Here is a 17,195-nt window from a genome sequence, read left to right as displayed (position 1 = left end):
GAATTTAATGGTCAAACTTATTTGAAAAAGTGGTGTCATATTGGCCGTTTCCATGTATGTTATATGGTTCTTCTCATTTTAGACGAGTTTCTTCTTTTTGTCTAAGAATGAGTTATTCCATAAAAAAAACAGTCAAAATGACTGCCTTTATTCATTAACGCATTATAACTGAACAGGATCCTATTTCATTTCCACCCCAGTTAAGTGAAAGCTTGTCTTGATCTGAAAGAGGACCGACGCCACTTGGAGTACCGGTAAAAATTATATCTCCTTTTCCAAGCCCAAAATGCTCTGCTGTAAATTCTATAATGGTTTGCAAATCAAAAAGTAAGTCCTTAATATTTCCGACTTGTACACGCTCTCCATTTTTTAAAAGGGAAAAATCTGATTGTTCACTTGCTTCGACACCTGGAAACGGAATAAAATCACTAACAACTGCTGAATTTTTGAATCCTTTAGCCAAAAGCCAAGGATGCTGTTTTTGTTTTAACTGTGATTGAACATCTCTAAGTGTTAAATCCAACCCAATGGCCATGGCATCTACTATTTCATCTACTTTCATTCCTGATTCGTACTGTTTTGCGATATGTATAACAAGTTCAGTTTCAAAATGAACGGAACCCTGATTACTCGGCAACGTGATGGACTGTCCATTAGCTTCCACAAGCGAATGAGTCGGTTTTGAAAATAAAAAAGGGGAAGTTGGGATTTCATTATTCAACTCTTTTGCATGCAAGGCATAGTTTCGACCTACACAATAGATATTTTTAATGTCTTTCATTATTAAACTCACTCTTTTCTTAATAAATTTAATGATTCTAAAAATAGAAGTTTTATTAGTCTCCCAAATTACAATTTGTAAATAAAAAAAACTCTAATTTAAATACATTTTATATTTTTCTGATTTTTTATACAACCGTTATACTTATAATAAAGTATCCCTGCTACGGGAAAATACGTTAAATTTTCACTTGTGGTACTTTTACCAGTTACATATGGCAATATCATTGAGAAAAAATCTTATGTTGATATGCATGAGATTCTCCGGCAATTTGAACGCCTAACTTGATAACTTTAAATTATTTCTAAACTAGTCAATTTAGTTAATCAAGGTACCCTTATGGGCCTTTTTTAGCTTCTTCCCTCACTTTCAGCTATTTCTATTACAAGTTACCCCCTATAACCACTATTAGACTAAATAAAAAAGCATATTCCTTTATTAGAGAAATACGCATGATTGGTGTAGTGAGGGTAAATCCATATATCACCATTTCATTATGAAAAAAAGAGCCAACAAATTGTTGACTCTTTTTTTTTAAAAAGTAGAAGCTAAATCTTTTGATCGTGCTATTGCATTTTCTTTTATTTCTTGTGCTTTATCTGGCATTGCTGCATGTCCTTCAACGAATAAACCTTCAAAGGAAGGCACTCCGAAGAATTGCATAATGATATTTAGATATCGGTGACCCATTTCCAGTTCAGCTGCTGGTCCTTCTGAATAAATTCCACCACGAGCTTGAATATGCAAGGCTTTCTTATCAGTTAAAAGACCAACTGGGCCTTGTTCGGTGTATTTAAATGATTTACCTGCAACTGCAACGGAATCAATATATGCCTTCATTACTGGCGGAAACGAGAAATTCCATAAAGGCGTTACAAATATATATTTATCCGCCGCTATAAATTGCTCACATAACTCTGAAAGTCGACTAACTTTTGCTTTCTCTTCCGACGAGAGTTCTTCAAAACCCTTTCCAGATTGAAGTTTCCCCCAACCACTGAAAACATCCACATCAATTTCAGGAATATTTTCTTTATAAAGGTCAATATTCACAACTTCATGGCTAGGATTTACTTCTTTATAAGTGTCAAGAAATGCTTTTCCAACGGCCATACTGTAAGATTGCTTGTCATCATGAGGATGAGCCGTGATGTACAATACTTTTGTCATTCTATATATCCTTCCTTTCCTTTTACATATTTGAACATTTTATTTTGCCTAGGAAATTCAACACTTATACAATTACTCGAACTAAAATATCTTTAATTGATGGGTATAAAATTAAATCCGTAGGATATAAATTCGTTTTCGAGGGTAGTAAGGTATAAATCTTCTTTCATTTTGTGAGAAAGGATATGAATTTTGGATATGATAAAATAAGACAATCTGGTTCACTTTAGGAGGACTAAGTAAATGACGAATTCAATAAAATTTGATCTCCACACTCACCATGAACGCTGTGGACATGCTATCGGCACAATTGAGGATTATGTAAAGCAAGCCATCGAATACGACTTGCATTATATTGGGATTTCTGATCATTCTCCATATTTTTATAGTGAGGACGACCATCTCTACCCAACTATTGCAATGGCAAAAAGTGAACTTGTTCCTTATATTGAGGAAGTACTTCGCTTAAAAGAGAAATATGCAGGCAAAATTCACGTGTTATTAGGAATGGAAAGTGATTTCTTCCCTGATCACATTGAAGTCTACCGCGATCAATATCTTTTACACCCTTTTGACTACATAATTGGATCTGTTCATTATGTTCAGGATATTAGCATTTTTAAAAGAGGGCGTTGGAATGGCTTAACCTCTAAAGAACAGTCAAAAGTAAAGGATGAATATTATGAATTAATACAGAAATCGGCTAAAAGCGGAGTGTTCCAAATCTTAGGCCATATTGATGCAATGAAAGGTTTTTATCCAACCTTTTCTTCCATTGAGACAGACAGTATTGAAAAAACGCTAAAAATCATTAGTTCAGAAGATATCGCCATTGAGATTAATACCTCTGGTAAAACGAAAGATTGTGGTGGGTGGTATCCATCAGATGACATTTTAGAACGAGCTCTTTTCTATGATGTGAAGGTAACCTTTGGATCGGATTCGCATACACCGGAACGTATTGGCGATGAATTTGAACTAGTTAAAAAAAGACTAAAGGAGATCGGCTTTTCTGAGTGGGCTTACTTTGTTAAAAAGGAAAGGATTCTCACTCCACTTTAACCTTTCAATCAGAACAGGTCCGATCATTAGAGCTTCCTGTAACCACATGTGGAATGAACTTTTTCAATCCTTTTGCTACTAAGAAGGCCGAAGACCAAAACCCCTCAACTGATCAATGAATCGGTACCATTTTTTTTTATGGGCATAAAATAATCATTATGCATCCTGTCATAAAAATCATCACGATTGCTTACACGTTTTTCCCCGTTCATTTCAATGAATTCCAGTCATCACCATATTTTTTTGCATAAAATAAAAGTATTTAGGGAATTAATAACTAACCATTCGTTTATCTTATAAAAAGGAGTTGATTTTGGGATGATTGATAACCCATTGCATAAAGAGAATGACGAAACCCTTGTAGAGTCAGTTGAAGGTGGTATCAACTCTTCAATAGGGCGATCCGAAGCCCCTCCAAAAACCCAGTCAAAAGATCCTGAATTCGATCTTTTTGGCACAGTATTAAATGGGTATCTTTAATTTATACTTCCTTATTGAATAAACCTTATTTCAAGACCTAAAACATTATAAATTCCTAAAAAGAAGAGCACATATTAGTCACGCATAATATGTGCTTTCCTTTTATTAAATTCAAGCGCCCTTTTCGTTAATGATATTCCTTTTGCTCTTCATTGTTCTTCTGGAATTAACACTTCTCCAATTTTATCAATTGAGTTAACTATCGACATTTTTGAAACTGCCTGTCCCTTTATTAACATTAAGGAAAAGGTTGCATCAGCAACCTTCCTTGGAAGTAAGCCCTCTCATTCATGAAATAGCTGAAGCTGGTCCGTTTTAGCTTAGTTCGCCTCGTTAACCGGCTGTTGTACTTGTACCTTGTCCCCTATTTGAATGGAAAGCAAATCCTCCCCTACTAACACAGTTCCTTCATATGTCTTTTTAGTTCTTTCGAGCAAATCAGCTTTTTCTTCTGTTAATCCACCCAATAATACTATATGTGAGTACACAGCAAGTTTTGGTTGTATTTGTCTAAAGACTTTACCTGCTTCCTCCGGTGTAGTGTGAAGATCAAGTATATTGGCGATTGATTCTGATTCATTATCAGGTTTTGCCGCTGCAACCTCATGAATAACTACGTCAGCACCTTTAGCAAATGTAATTAGATTTTCATTATAGCGGGTGTCACCTGAGATAACTACTGAATGCCCTTTGTAATTAACCCGATAACCAAAAGCAGGCTCAATTGATTTATGGTCTACCTTGAAGGCTATTACTTCAATCCCCTTTTTGTTATAGACAACGCCCTCCTTGATATCATTTGCCATAATACTTGCTCCTTCAATGTTTCCATTTCCAGAGTCATCCCTTGCATCCAAATCGGCTTTAAATGCTTTATGCATATGTAACATCATTTTCTCGGTTCCCTTAGGTCCCCAAATGTTAAATGCTTGCTCCCTTTTCCCTCCTGTTGGTAAAGAACCTGTAAGCCATACGTCCGGTATGCCGATAGTATGATCCGAATGCAAATGAGTTAGAAATAACTTATCTACACTGCCTGGTAACATATTCGCTTTATATAATTGTAAAGCAGTTCCACGTCCAGCATCAAAGAGGAGTTTTTCATTACCAACTTCAACAAGAGTAGCTGGACCGGAGCGGGATGTACTTAAAAGTGGAGAACCTGTACCTAATAGGGTTACTTTAAAATCGGTTTGCTGGACCGCTGTTTGGCCAAATGAAGGAAGAAATAATGATAATGATAGAATTATGGTCACTACCAACAAAAAACCAAACGAAGTATTTCTTATTCTTTTCTTCATAACAAAAACCTCCTGTCAGATTATTTGACTGTACACAAGGAAAACCCAGTTGTTTTGAATATAAAACCTCGTTTCAAAAAAACAAATACGCAAAATAAATATTATAATATTTATAATATTCAGTCAATAATAACCGAAAGAATATCGTGTATGTTGTTTCAACCTTCCATTAAGACAACCGGACTCAATTTGGGAAAGAAGCGGAAATAATCTTAGTGAATATTGGATGAATCGTTCATACTAAATAAAAAATAACTGTTCAAGAAGGAGTTTATATGCCAAAAGAAAAAAATAATCCAGCTCAGCCAAAAAGTCAGGTTAGTCGATTAAACGACGTGATGGAAGTGGATACAGATGTCAATGAAGATCCTAATCGGGAAAAATTATTGGATGAATCCGTTGATGCTTTTCTAAAATCGAAAGAAGGACAGGGATATTAGGGGCAAAATTGTGGTCGCTATTGACTTGTTTTAAGACGTTTTTATATTTTTTTCACGTTAAATGGGCCCCTCATGAAGCTATTGAGCGGCCCGTTTTGTTTCCTTATCAACGAACGTTTTTCTTCTTGGGATACCGCCACATCGCCATCAAGGTACGCGCGCAAGAGATAATATACAAGGACGTTCTCTTTAATTTGCTATGGTAACGCTAAAAATACCGCATGACAAAAAAACCATCCATGTTGAAATTGATTCATAAGCTCTTCCGTTCTAACTGAATAAAGAGAGTACCTTTCTTCACAGTCCCATTCCAAAAAAACTCTGGTTCATCATTCTTACGATATATACGAGAATTCAACTTCAAACGTGAGATTTAGTAAGCACCTTCATCATTCATTTTCTGTAAGCGTGTAAGTCGAAATACCCTAAATCCCTTATGTATAAGCCTTTCGGTTGAATGGTTAGTAGACCCGTGGAACCGAAGGTGGTTTTATCATTTTCCCTCGCTTTTCCTACTAAACGTGGAGGAACTCCCCACCCCTCAGGGCTCATGAGGACACCTGTAGATGCTTCGAGGCGGCTACACAATTGTCTGAGTGGTGTTACTCGCGACTGTTGACTAAACCATACACATAAGCAATTAATTCTTGTGCTTGATATTTAGTTGTACGTTGAACAAAACCAACTTCTTTAGCTAATTGTTGTAGAGAAGATGGAGATAAGTAGTTTTGAAACTCTCGTTTTTTTATGATGATACAAATTCACCTTAGCTTGATGGCGATGGGGTCCCGCCAACATTTTAACGAAAATATACGCAATGCCTTCGGATGTTACCAGACCCGGCCGTCTCTCTTCTATAAAGTCTGTTTTTATGAAGTAAATCTTTTTGTTCGTGATAACAAAAAGGAAATATTTGTTTTTGTGTGAATAAGTCGAAAATATATAAAGGTGAACTAAACATTGTATATTTTCGACTTATTGCTAAAGTACCAGGGTTTCATTCACATCTGTACTTGAACTGAGGCTCTGTCTGTATATAAAAAGCATTTCTTACTTGTGCACTCCAATTTGCAAAGGCTGATCTCCATTCAGGAGTGTTAAAGAATTGATCTACAGTTTGAGTTTCAGAATGCCAAACTATAAATAGGTTGAGTGGGGCAATTCCTCCTGCCCAAATTCCATTATTTGCGTCAGTATCTTCTTCCCTTACTAATAATAAGGGTAGACCAAATTGAAAAGCCATTGAAGGTTCTACTTGTGAATAAACTGATCCTGTCCAGAATGGAGTGGAAGGTGGAAGGGGTCCTGCATTGACATCAACTGTTTGAATTTTAAAACGACGAAGGTTTACTGCCAACATTCCATAGCTTGATGAAACTAACCGACGAATATCAGTTAAAATGGATTCAGGATAACTTTCGCTTAATGGTAATGTACGCGGAAAAAGCAAAGCATTCTCAATCTCTAAAATTAGACGGTTTAGAAACCGTTGTTGGTTGTCATTTAAATGAGTCGTCGTACTTAAAAATATAGGAATACGATAAGCACGATCAATACACTCTTGGTGTGCCGATTCTATTTTCGCTTTATCTTTACGTAAAGAGCTATGCTCATTATTACTCACTTTCTCTTCATCCTTGCGTGAAGAGCTATTCTTACTTTTACTCACTTTCTCTTCATCCTTGCGTAAAGAGCTATTCTTACTTTTACTCACTTTCTCTTCATCCTTGCGTGAAGAGCTATTCTTACTTTTACTCACTTTCTCACCTCCTTTTTTTATTAGTATATGGAAAAGGAATAAGTGAGCTTGGACATAACAGGATTTCATATTAGAAAGGCTTTATAAAACAAAAATTAGTAATTTTGTCTAAATATGAATAATTTTATAAAAAATTTATTTAATTTATCTGAAGCAGGAAATAGGTAATCTTTCATTAAGCTATCCACAATAAGCTTTTGGATGAATTCAATGTTGAGGAAAAAATATACCCACAAAAAGATTGTGGGAAAATGCTCTTGGGCATGGGGTACCGCCAGCAAACACTGGATTATAATGATTTTATGCACAAAACTCCCCATTAGTTGAAAATGACGATACAATGTTAGTGGAATAATTATATTAGATAAAAAGGAGGTCGTTTCCATGAATATTTTAATTTTGGGTGCAACCGGACGAGTTGGGGGTCAATTAGTTACTTACGGCCTGCATGATAAGCATCATGTTACAGTTTTAGTACGCAATCCAGAGAAGATTGGAATAAGCAATGCCAATTTAACCATTATTCAAGGTAATGTATTAAATAAAACTGATATCGTTCGTGCCATGCATGGGATTGATGTTGTTATTAGTGCGCTTAATACTGATGGGACAACCACTTTATCAGCAAGTATGCCCCTGATTATCGAAGCAATGGAAAACGAAGGAATACAACGAATTATAACCATTGGAACAGCAGGAATCCTGCAAAGCAGAACAATCCCCAATTCTCTGCGTTATCAGTCTAGTGAATCGAAGCGAAGGTCTACCCGCGCAGCGAAAGAGCATCATAAAGTTTACGATATACTTAAACAATCAACACTTCAATGGACGATTGTCTGTCCTACGTATCTGCCCGATGGAGAAAGTGTTGGTACGTATCGTGTAGAAAGTGACTTTTTGCCGGAGGATGGGGTTGAAATATCGGTCCCGGATACAGCAGAATTTGCATTCAGCCAAATAAAAAGTAGCGATTATTTAAAATCACGTGTAGGCATTGCCTACTAATAATTCCAATTAGCGATACTCCCCTTTGAAAAAATTTGTTTAATCTTAGATGAAGTAAAGAAACCATCACGTCCTCTTTGAAAGCCGGTACAATTTTCGTAAATGCACACAATCAGCTGAACCATTGCAAAGAATATTTTCCGGTTTCATTAGGGCGAAGATTTCGCCTGTACCTTGTTCATGAACTTCTATTCCATTGTGCTATATTTCCCCTCCAAAAATAGCCACATTCTGCCGGTCAGGAGCAAAAGCAAGCCCGTTCCATTTCAATACGGTCTGTACAAATCCTAGTGAGTCGGCATTGTATCTCCCTGCGATCCTCTGATACGCTTCGAGCTCAAATATGCCATCCCTATTGTAATCAACCGGATATAAACCAGATAAAGGATTGACCCACCCTTCTATTGGCGCCTTCAGTACACCATCCTTGTTATATATTTCAGCTAAATAGTCCTTATCCTTATAAGTAAGGTCAAGAATGTACCTTTCTTTTAGGTAAGTACTATTCACCTTTGCCTTGTAATGGTTTTCATAATTCACATCGTATTTATAGGTTTCATTGAAAGTATCTGAATTAAAAATGGTCATGAGTTGACCGTTAAGATATGCAAAAACATACGCATAAATGGAGCCACCGCTTCCTCCTGTATCAATGACCACTAAAATGTCATCCCCCTTATTACCTGTAAAATCACCAAGAAAAATGGTCGGATTATATCCTGCGTTATTTTTCATGGGAACTTGTTGATATTGATGAGTCCTCCCATTTTGGATAACCAAAGTTATATCCCTCCAAAAGGGGCTATCAGGGGTTTTGTTTGCAGTTAGAAAAACATTGTCCTTTATCCCGTTCCCATCAATATCGCCTTGCTTTGATGTCACTATGACTGTTCTGTTGGAGTTCATTTCCCTTGTAAGAACAGTTTGGAGGTTCAGTTGCATGTCTTGCAGTTCCTGCCTTGAAGGATAAGGGTTTGGAAATGACAACGCGTTATCAATCGTTTGCATTGCTTCACTTGTTAACCCGGCCCTACTTTGAGTCTCAGCCAAACAGTACCAATAATAAGGATGATTCGTTTCTTGTATTTTTGTGTAATAGTATTGAATCACCTTTCTAATGTCATACGTATCCAACTTCATCCCACCTGTCTCTTTATTATCCATATAGAATTATATGCGGGAATTTAGTGAATAGCCTTGAGTGCATATCTATTGCTGGAAACAACAATATTGTCCTTCTAAAATATATCGCCTAATTATGATTTCTGGGCATAATACAATAAACAAATTCGCTTGCATAAATTTATTTAATTTGCTATTATAACTGACGAACGTTCGTTAAATTATGGGGTGATATTATTGAAAAGTAATGAAATTAAGGACGCCGCTCTAAAATATTTTACGATTCATGGTTATGAAGGAGCGTCGCTTTCTCAAATAGCTGAAGAAGTCGGCATGAAAAAGCAATCCATTTACGCTCATTTTAAAGGCAAGGATGATCTTTTTCTGCAAGTTTTACGTGATGCGAAAGAGACGGAGCTATCTTCGAAACTCCAATATTTCAGTAAAGTTGATTCAAAAAATCCTGAAAAAGATTTATTTGGATTCCTACAATTGGTCATCGATCTTTTCCAAGAAAATGAGCATATAAAGTTTTGGCTGCGTATGTCCTTTTTTCCCCCAGCACATCTTGAAAAAGAAATCGGGCAGGAAGTGATGGATATCGAGGAAAAAGTGCAGGAGATCCTTGAATGCAAATTCCATGATTGGATCAATGCCAAATTAATCGTCGATGAAGAAGCCATAACACCGACCTATGCTTTTCTGGGAGTTGTGGATTCCATTTTGCTTGAGCTTGTATACGGCAATGATGAGAAACGGCTGAAGGATAAATTAGCAGCCTCTTGGAAAGTTTTTTGGAGAGGTATTTCACAAGAATGATTCACAAAGAAAGTGGTGTTAAAACATGAATAAACCAATTAAAGAACAAAAGGCGGTATTAATCATTCTTCTAAGCAATATATTCATTGCTTTTCTGGGAATTGGACTCATCATCCCCGTTATGCCGTCATTTATGAATATCATGCATTTATCAGGAAGTACGATGGGCTATCTTGTTGCCGTATTTGCTGTTTCACAGCTTATTATGTCACCTTTCGCAGGTCGTTGGGTTGACCGTTACGGCAGAAAGAAAATCATCATCATCGGCTTATTCCTTTTTGGTGTTTCAGAACTTATCTTCGGTGTAGGGACAAACGTATCCGTGTTCTATTTATCAAGGATCCTTGGGGGTATCAGTGCTGCCTTCATCATGCCAGGTGTTACGGCATATGTTGCAGATATTACATCCGTTCAGGAAAGGCCAAAAGCAATGGGCTATATTTCAGCCGCAATTAGCTTGGGCTTTATAATAGGACCCGGGATCGGTGGCTTTGTTGCAGAATATGGTATACGCTTGCCCTTCTTCCTTGCGGCGGCCATTGCTTTTTTAGCATGCCTTTCATCGATATTCATTTTAAAAGAGCCGATGACAAAGGAACAGCTTGCAAAAGTTTCCGCTAATACAAAGCAATCAAACTTTATGGGCGATTTAAAAAAATCACTAAATCCGCTTTACTTTATTGCGTTCATCATTGTATTTGTACTCGCTTTTGGTTTATCAGCCTATGAAACGGTTTTTAGCCTATTTTCTGATCATAAATTCGGCTTCACGCCGAAGGATATTGCCATTATCATTACAATAAGCTCTATTTTCGGAGTTGTTGTGCAAGTCTTTATGTTTGGAAAGCTGGTAGATATTCTCGGCGAAAAGAAGCTTATTCAATTATGTTTAATCGTCGGTGCAATTTTTGCGGTAGCATCCACTATGATTTCCAGTTTTTCGGCAGTACTAGTGGTAACTTGCTTCATATTCCTTGCATTTGACCTTCTTCGTCCGGCTTTGACGACATTTTTATCAAAAGCTGCCGGGAAAGAACAAGGATTCGTTGCTGGAATGAACTCCACCTATACGAGCTTAGGGAATATCGCCGGGCCATCCATGGGAGGATTGCTTTTTGACGTAAACATCCACTACCCTTACCTTTTCGCTGCTGTCATTATCGTCATTGGCCTTGGCATTACAGTCATTTGGAAAGAAAACCGATTGACAGAAAGCTTAGCGAAATAATGAAAGTCCCGGATGGTTATTCGTACCTTTCCTTTTCGAGCTGGAAAACTCCCAAACTTGAAAGATGATATTCTACTAAAAACCCCCCTTGCCCATATTTGGGCAAGGGGGGTTTTTAGTAATCTTTTTGAGAACGGGATTCTTACTACTACTTTTTTTGCTCATGATAACCGCTCCAAATCGATTTCGAATTTATATCGATCTGCCCGGTAGACAGATCTGACAAGCCCAAGTGGTTGATTGGTATCCAGGGTACTTCTTCGTTCAATCAGCAATACAGGGGCACCTTCGACTACCTCGAGCATTTCCGCCTCTTTTTTTTGAGCAATCGCGGCTTCAATTACCTGGTCATGCTGAATTTTTAAACCAAACGTTTTTTCTACATAGTCATGCATGGAAGTTATGGCTATTTCTTCCGTTAGATCCAGGGCAAGATTTTTAGAGATAAATAGCCTTTCATATGCCATCGGCAACCGATCAGCAAGCCTAACACGTTCCAGCTCGAAAATAGGAGCTTCTGCTTCAACATCAAGCTTTGCAGCAAGATCATGATCAGCATTGATCTCCGTAAAACTGATAAATCGTGTACTTGGTTCAAGTCCTCTTGAAATCATATCCTTCGAAAAGCTTGTTAATCCTTGCAAGGGCCGCTCCAATTTTTGTTGGGCAACGAATGTTCCTTTTCCGCGCTGCCTATATAAATAACCGCCATTCACTAGGTTAGAAATGGCCTATCTCACAGTCATCCTGCTTATTCCATATTTTTCAGTGTATTCTTTTTCTGAAGGAATCATCTCTCCTGGCACCAATTCAAGATTTTGAATCGCTCCTTTAATCTCCTCTTCAAGTTGATGATAAATGGGACTGGGAGAATTTTTTTGGATCATTCAGCGTACATCTTCCTTTCATCGTTATGAAATTTCACAAGGCATACTGATTGGAAACATAACGCTCATCAATCTTATCCATGCATTTACACACGATAAGTAATGACTCGCCTTACTAAGTATCCAAATTCCTTTTTGTGAATTTCAATACCGATTCCCTTGAACGTTCAATTTCATTTTTATTTTCATTATAGAATTTTGAAACATATGCATAGAAAATGATGCTGACCGTTAGAAATTGTGCAAAAAGTGAACTTGTTGCAGCACTTCGGAATTTAGCCTCCGGGGCACGTACATGATTTAGGGACATATCAACTTTTTTAGTTAAGCCATTATTCCCCAGTCGCGATAAACCAATTGTCTTTATGCCATATGCTTTAGCAATATCAACGAGTTCAAGGACTTCTTCAGTTTCGCCACTATTGGAAATACAGAAAAAAACGGTATTCTTTGATGATGCAGCCAGTGCAGTTGCCGTAATATGCGGGTCTTGATTGGCACTTACAATCTTTCCTAACCGTAACCATTTTTGTGTAATATCTTCAGCAACGAGCCATGATGCACCTAAACCATAGACATAAATTACATCTGCACTCCTCATGGTTTCAATAATATTGTCAAGAACGGACTCATCCAAATAATGCGCAGTTTCTTGTATAGCTTGGACAGAGTTGGAAACTATTTTATTTTTAATGGACGCTATTGTTTCGTTAGGCTCAATGTCATGGAAACCTTTTTTCTCAGGTTGGGAAATTAGGGATGATAGGGATACCTTCAGTTCTGAAAAGCTGTTAACTTTTATAGAATGACAGAACCTCGTTACGGCCGAACTGCTGGCATTGGCATGATCAGCCAATTCATGTATCGTCATTCTTATAATGTCGTTTGGATTTTCTAAAATATATTGTGCAATTTTCCGTTCTGATTTAGGCAACTGGTTCAATAAGCTTTCAATTCTCAATATAATATTTTCGACGTGCATATGATTTACTCTCCTTGATCTATACTTACTTTAAATGCTTCATTGCTATGTAATAACAACCTAAGGTAGCTGATACGTCTTCCAAAACAAATTTCACATTTGGATTTTCAAGTTTAATATGATTGATGAAAGAGCTTTGCACCAATGGTATATTTGTCAAGATGCTACCTTTTATTGCAATTGTAACATTCCCACTTAACTTTAACTTCCTGATAACCTCAAGCGTTTGTTTTGAAAGGTGGTACCCAGCCTGATTCAGAATATTTTGCGAGATACCATCGCCCTTAACCGCATGTTGGACAATCAGGGGAACAAATGAGGCAATCTCGGATTTCGTGGCAGAATAAATGAATTTCTTCAGTTCCATTACACTATGATAGCCAAGTTTTTTCAGTATCGACTCGGTTAAATGGCTATATTCATACCCCTCATCCTCTTCTTTCGTCATTTTTATAAAAGCCTGCATGGCGATCCAATAGCCACTTCCTTCATCCCCAAGGATGTGTCCCCAGCCACCAGCCGATTTCTTGATTCCTTTATGGATGCCGATACTTACAGATCCAGTTCCGGATATGGTCAAAATGCCATCATTTCCTTTAAGCAAAGCAGCATGAGCGATAATTGCATCATTTACAATGGTGAACGGGGCCTTAAATGCCATGCTTAATGCACTTTTTATGCCCTGTGGATTTTCAACTCCTCCATACCCGGCTAATCCTAAGCAAATGTAATGGCAGCTTCCATTGATAATGGGCATTACGCATTCTTCAATCGCCTGTATAATGTTAGCGATGGCTTTTTTTTCATTAATAAGCAGGTTTCCAAATCCCGCTATGCCTTCACTAATTTTATTTCCATCTAAATCATAAGCCACTGCTTCAGTTTTAGTGCCTCCGCCGTCAACTCCGATAATATAATTCATATTATTCTCCTATTCAGTAAAAAAGGAAGGAATATCACCTTCCTTCCCTGATCAATTAATATTGAATTGGAATTTCCCCCATGGTTCCAAATAATCGAGAAGAAAAATTTCCTCTTCTGTTATTCGGCCAACCACATTTGTTTTCCCCGAATTCTTCATTTCCTTTAATGCAATCTGCAATTCCCCTTTATATTGTCCATAGAGCTCATTTTCAATTAAAATATCACCACGCCTGATATCAGGCGTATATGTTGGTTTAAATTCTTCGCTCTTATATTTCACACGTGATTGAGTCGAGCGAATTAAATAATCGGAAACATCTCCACGGTAAAAATGGAATTCTTCCAATACTATTTTTTTCTCTAGTGCTGTTATGGTTTCGTGAAGGTTAACATTAAATGTTAACAGACCGCTGTTTAACAGGCTAAGCTGCTTCAATTCATCTTCAGATGAGTAAGCATTTGCAATGATTACATCATCAATCAACCCTGTCGCATACAAATGTTTCGCTTGTGTTGTAATCGGCAATTCCCGGTGCATTTCTAAAGTACATAATCCTTCCGTTACAGGCCAAGGACCGTACGTTGCTGCATGTGAGCTGATGAAAGCTGCCGTGCGGATATTATGCTTTTTGAATGACTCACAGCATTTTATAAAATGAGGATAGCTCAATCCTGCATAGCGATGCGGATAGAAGTTATGCGATCCAACTAAATTCTCTTTATTTGGTTTGTAATCCATAATATTATCTAAATATTTTGTTGCATTGCTCATGTTTATTTCAATTTTCAGGTCATATGGATTATGTGTCATAACCGACTCTTCGTTACCTGTAAAACCCATGTCCAGCCTGATTCCATATGCACCTAATTCTGCAAAAAACGATAAGTCATTATAAGAAATGCCTAGCGAACCGAATACTCGGGGAGCAATATCGACCATCACTTCCATATTCAATTGATTGGCATAAACTATCGTTTCTTTAAATTCTTTTAATATCTTCTCTTTATCACCTTCGACAGAAAGCAAGCAAGTAAAGATCTTTTTGAATCCATATTTGTGTGCAAGTGCAATGTATTCCATGTCTCTTTCGACGGTTGAATGCTCTGGATAGATAGATATACCAAGTTTACCCATTTTTAATCACCTCTTTACTGTTGTGGGGCTAGCTTTTTTACAATGCGAATCATATGTTCAATTAGTTTTTGTTCGCTCATTGCCGTCATCAAGTGATCTTGAGCATGAATCATCAATAAAGTTTTCTCGCTTGGAACTCCATTCAATTCTGCTTGAATTAGCTTGGTTTGTGTCTTATGGGCCAAGTTCAATTCTTCCTGGCCTTGTTTAATTAGTTCTTCTGCACTTTCAAAATTAAATTCTTCCGCTTCTTTCAGTGCTTCGAATGCTAATCCTCTTGCATTTCCACTATGTGATATTATTTCAAAAATTTCCATTTCGTTATTGTTCATTTCAGTTGACATATCATTCCACTCCTATTTTAGGTTAGATTATGAAGGTTCATTGGATTACTGTAATCCATATTAACTGTTTAAAACACCATTCACTTGATGGTCGGAACAGCACTTTCACTGAAGAATCGCGGTAAGTATTCTTCATGCGCTTTTAAAAGTTTTTGTAAAACGATTTCCGCCAGGTCATCACTTGGAATAAGCGGGTTAATCGTTAAAGCCAATAATGCTTTATCATAAGAACCTGTAACGGCTGCCTCTGCACCAATTCTTTCAAATGATTTGATTTGTTGGATTAAGCCATGCACTTGTATGGGTAATTTCCCCATAGCCAAAGGAATTGGTCCATTCTTCGTGACGATACAGCTTACTTCTACTGCTGAATCATAATCAATATCAGTAAGCGATCCATTGTTTTGTACATTTAGCACTTGAATGTCTTTTTTATCATTATAAATAGAAGAAATGACGTTACACGCTGCATCACTGTAGTAAGCTCCACCGCGCTGCTCTAATTGCGGAGGCTTGATGTCAAGGGTTTCATCCTTGTATAGGTGAAACAAACCTTCTTCTAATCTTTTCACAATTTCAGCTCGAGTTTCCCCTGTTTTGAATGCTTCCAATTCTTCTTCTAAAATCGTTTTTGTTTTGTAATAATAACGATGGTACGGGCAAGGCACCACTCCTAAGGATTTCAAAAATCTTCTGTTCCAAGCCAATGGGGCAATATTCTTCATCGTCAGCTGAATCTCAGGATTGCCAAGCATTTCAAGCACTTTATCTGTTACTTCTTGATCATCAACGAATACATGCATCCCGAATACCATGTGGTTTAACCCGGCGAAATCTATATGAACTCTCTTCCTATCCACACCAAGCATGCTAGAAATAGACATATGCATATTAAATGGAACATTGCATACCCCAATGACTTTTTTATGCTTGCTGTAGCGGAGAAGGGCTTCCGTTACCATCCCCGCTGGGTTTGTGAAGTTAATTAACCAAGCATCAGGGCAGAGCTCCTGCATTTCTTCTGCAATTTCCAGAATAATAGGTATAGTTCGTAATGCTTTGGACAATCCTCCTGCACCGTTTGTTTCTTGACCAATCAATCCTAATTCCAACGGGATCCGCTCGTCCTTGATTCGTGCATCAAGTAATCCCACTCTCATTTGCGTCGTGACAAAATCGGCATTTTGCAAGGCTTGCCGGCGGTCTAACGTTAGATGTATTTCCATTGGAAGTCCTGCTTTTTCAACCATCCGTTTTGCTAAGGTTCCTACAATCTCCAGTTTTTCTTTTCCTGCCTCAATATCCACTAACCACAGTTCCCTAATTGGCAACTCATCATATCGTTTAATAAAACCTTCTATTAATTCTGGTGTATAACTGGAGCCTCCACCAATTGTGGCAATCTTCAACCCTTTTTTCATTTCCATTCCCCTAACACCTCATAGTTAGCTAATCTGAATTTTCATTTATAGATTATTACATAGCAAATCAGTGCGCTCACCGCTAATAAAGACAAGAATAATAGTGATGCATGTTTCTTGTTTTTAAACTTACCTTCAACAAAACAAACAACCATCGTCAATCCTGCGCTTATGGCAAAGGTATTTCCCAAGTACAGTGATAATTGTTTATTTATTTCAAAGGCATCCATTAATCCGTTAAAGATAAAATTAAAAACAAGAATGAAGCTAAAAAATAGAAAGGCACTTTTGTAACTAAAAAAGTGAATTCTGGATGTTGAATTCATATCCTTTCC

The 17,195-nt window shown here is 37.3% G+C and carries 17 protein-coding genes and 2 pseudogenes; 6 read left to right on the top strand and 13 right to left on the bottom strand.

What is annotated here, in order from left to right:
- Positions 1-154: 154 nt before the first annotated feature.
- Entirely contained in the window at positions 155-781 is a 627-nt protein-coding gene (locus tag ACSR9O_RS10505) for a fumarylacetoacetate hydrolase family protein (protein ID WP_491724354.1), read from the bottom strand.
- Between the two features lie 534 nt (positions 782-1,315).
- A complete protein-coding gene (locus tag ACSR9O_RS10500; RefSeq protein WP_101222282.1) occupies positions 1,316-1,951 on the bottom strand; it encodes an FMN-dependent NADH-azoreductase in 636 nt (211 codons plus the stop codon).
- A gap of 243 nt (positions 1,952-2,194) precedes the next feature.
- Here ACSR9O_RS10500 and ACSR9O_RS10495 point away from each other — a divergent pair, with 243 nt between their 5' ends.
- Entirely contained in the window at positions 2,195-3,013 is an 819-nt protein-coding gene (locus ACSR9O_RS10495) for a histidinol-phosphatase (protein WP_260358930.1), read from the top strand.
- A 318-nt stretch (positions 3,014-3,331) separates the two neighbouring features.
- Entirely contained in the window at positions 3,332-3,493 is a 162-nt protein-coding gene (locus ACSR9O_RS10490; RefSeq protein WP_161784845.1) for a hypothetical protein, read from the top strand.
- A 320-nt stretch (positions 3,494-3,813) separates the two neighbouring features.
- On the opposite strand, the gene ACSR9O_RS10485 is transcribed toward ACSR9O_RS10490, so the two are convergent.
- A complete protein-coding gene (locus ACSR9O_RS10485; protein ID WP_491724353.1) occupies positions 3,814-4,794 on the bottom strand; it encodes an MBL fold metallo-hydrolase in 981 nt (326 codons plus the stop codon).
- A gap of 275 nt (positions 4,795-5,069) precedes the next feature.
- Here ACSR9O_RS10485 and ACSR9O_RS10480 point away from each other — a divergent pair, with 275 nt between their 5' ends.
- The gene (locus ACSR9O_RS10480; RefSeq protein ID WP_153246145.1) at positions 5,070-5,234 is read left to right on the top strand and encodes a hypothetical protein; all 165 of its coding nucleotides are present in this window, start codon (positions 5,070-5,072) and stop codon (positions 5,232-5,234) included.
- Positions 5,235-5,470: 236 nt separating this feature from the next.
- On the opposite strand, the pseudogene ACSR9O_RS10475 reads toward ACSR9O_RS10480, so the two are convergent.
- Together ACSR9O_RS10475 and ACSR9O_RS10470 are read right to left on the bottom strand one after the other, a co-directional pair.
- Positions 5,471-5,995 (bottom strand): annotated as a pseudogene (locus ACSR9O_RS10475) (transposase); the annotation flags it as partial.
- Positions 5,996-6,231: 236 nt separating this feature from the next.
- Complete coding sequence (locus tag ACSR9O_RS10470; protein WP_034311227.1) at positions 6,232-6,858, bottom strand: hypothetical protein; 627 nt, start codon at positions 6,856-6,858, stop codon at positions 6,232-6,234.
- Between the two features lie 519 nt (positions 6,859-7,377).
- On the opposite strand from ACSR9O_RS10470, the gene ACSR9O_RS10465 reads away from it, so the two are divergent.
- Positions 7,378-7,998 (top strand): NAD(P)-dependent oxidoreductase, encoded by a 621-nt coding sequence (locus ACSR9O_RS10465; RefSeq protein ID WP_491724352.1) that lies wholly within the window; start codon positions 7,378-7,380, stop codon positions 7,996-7,998.
- A 201-nt stretch (positions 7,999-8,199) separates the two neighbouring features.
- Here ACSR9O_RS10465 and ACSR9O_RS10460 read toward each other — a convergent pair whose 3' ends face one another.
- A complete protein-coding gene (locus ACSR9O_RS10460) occupies positions 8,200-8,940 on the bottom strand; it encodes a YybI family spore inner coat protein (protein ID WP_491725459.1) in 741 nt (246 codons plus the stop codon).
- Between the two features lie 417 nt (positions 8,941-9,357).
- Between ACSR9O_RS10460 and ACSR9O_RS10455 the strand changes: the two genes are divergently transcribed.
- Together ACSR9O_RS10455 and ACSR9O_RS10450 are read left to right on the top strand one after the other, a co-directional pair.
- Entirely contained in the window at positions 9,358-9,939 is a 582-nt protein-coding gene (locus ACSR9O_RS10455) for a TetR/AcrR family transcriptional regulator (RefSeq protein ID WP_491724351.1), read from the top strand.
- A 25-nt stretch (positions 9,940-9,964) separates the two neighbouring features.
- Entirely contained in the window at positions 9,965-11,167 is a 1,203-nt protein-coding gene (locus ACSR9O_RS10450) for an MFS transporter (RefSeq protein ID WP_491724350.1), read from the top strand.
- Positions 11,168-11,328: 161 nt separating this feature from the next.
- Here ACSR9O_RS10450 and ACSR9O_RS10445 read toward each other — a convergent pair.
- The 7 genes and pseudogenes from ACSR9O_RS10445 to ACSR9O_RS10415 form a co-directional block, all read right to left on the bottom strand.
- Positions 11,329-12,054, bottom strand: a pseudogene (locus ACSR9O_RS10445) (GntR family transcriptional regulator).
- Between the two features lie 115 nt (positions 12,055-12,169).
- The gene (locus ACSR9O_RS10440; RefSeq protein WP_101222289.1) at positions 12,170-13,036 is read right to left on the bottom strand and encodes a MurR/RpiR family transcriptional regulator; all 867 of its coding nucleotides are present in this window, start codon (positions 13,034-13,036) and stop codon (positions 12,170-12,172) included.
- A gap of 25 nt (positions 13,037-13,061) precedes the next feature.
- The gene (locus ACSR9O_RS10435) at positions 13,062-13,958 is read right to left on the bottom strand and encodes an N-acetylglucosamine kinase (protein ID WP_491724349.1); all 897 of its coding nucleotides are present in this window, start codon (positions 13,956-13,958) and stop codon (positions 13,062-13,064) included.
- 51 nt (positions 13,959-14,009) lie between these two features.
- Entirely contained in the window at positions 14,010-15,095 is a 1,086-nt protein-coding gene (locus ACSR9O_RS10430; protein WP_491724348.1) for a DUF871 domain-containing protein, read from the bottom strand.
- A 14-nt stretch (positions 15,096-15,109) separates the two neighbouring features.
- Positions 15,110-15,439: a PTS lactose/cellobiose transporter subunit IIA gene (locus ACSR9O_RS10425; protein ID WP_101222292.1), complete on the bottom strand. Its 330-nt coding sequence runs from the start codon at positions 15,437-15,439 to the stop codon at positions 15,110-15,112.
- 80 nt (positions 15,440-15,519) lie between these two features.
- Positions 15,520-16,866: a 6-phospho-beta-glucosidase gene (locus tag ACSR9O_RS10420; RefSeq protein ID WP_290370116.1), complete on the bottom strand. Its 1,347-nt coding sequence runs from the start codon at positions 16,864-16,866 to the stop codon at positions 15,520-15,522.
- A 35-nt stretch (positions 16,867-16,901) separates the two neighbouring features.
- A complete protein-coding gene (locus ACSR9O_RS10415) occupies positions 16,902-17,186 on the bottom strand; it encodes a hypothetical protein (protein WP_101222294.1) in 285 nt (94 codons plus the stop codon).
- Positions 17,187-17,195: the final 9 nt, after the last annotated feature.

Source organism: Peribacillus sp. B65, assembly GCF_058513295.1.
The sequence above is the reverse complement of the archived record's forward strand: the minus strand, read 5'-3'. Positions and strand labels throughout refer to the sequence as shown.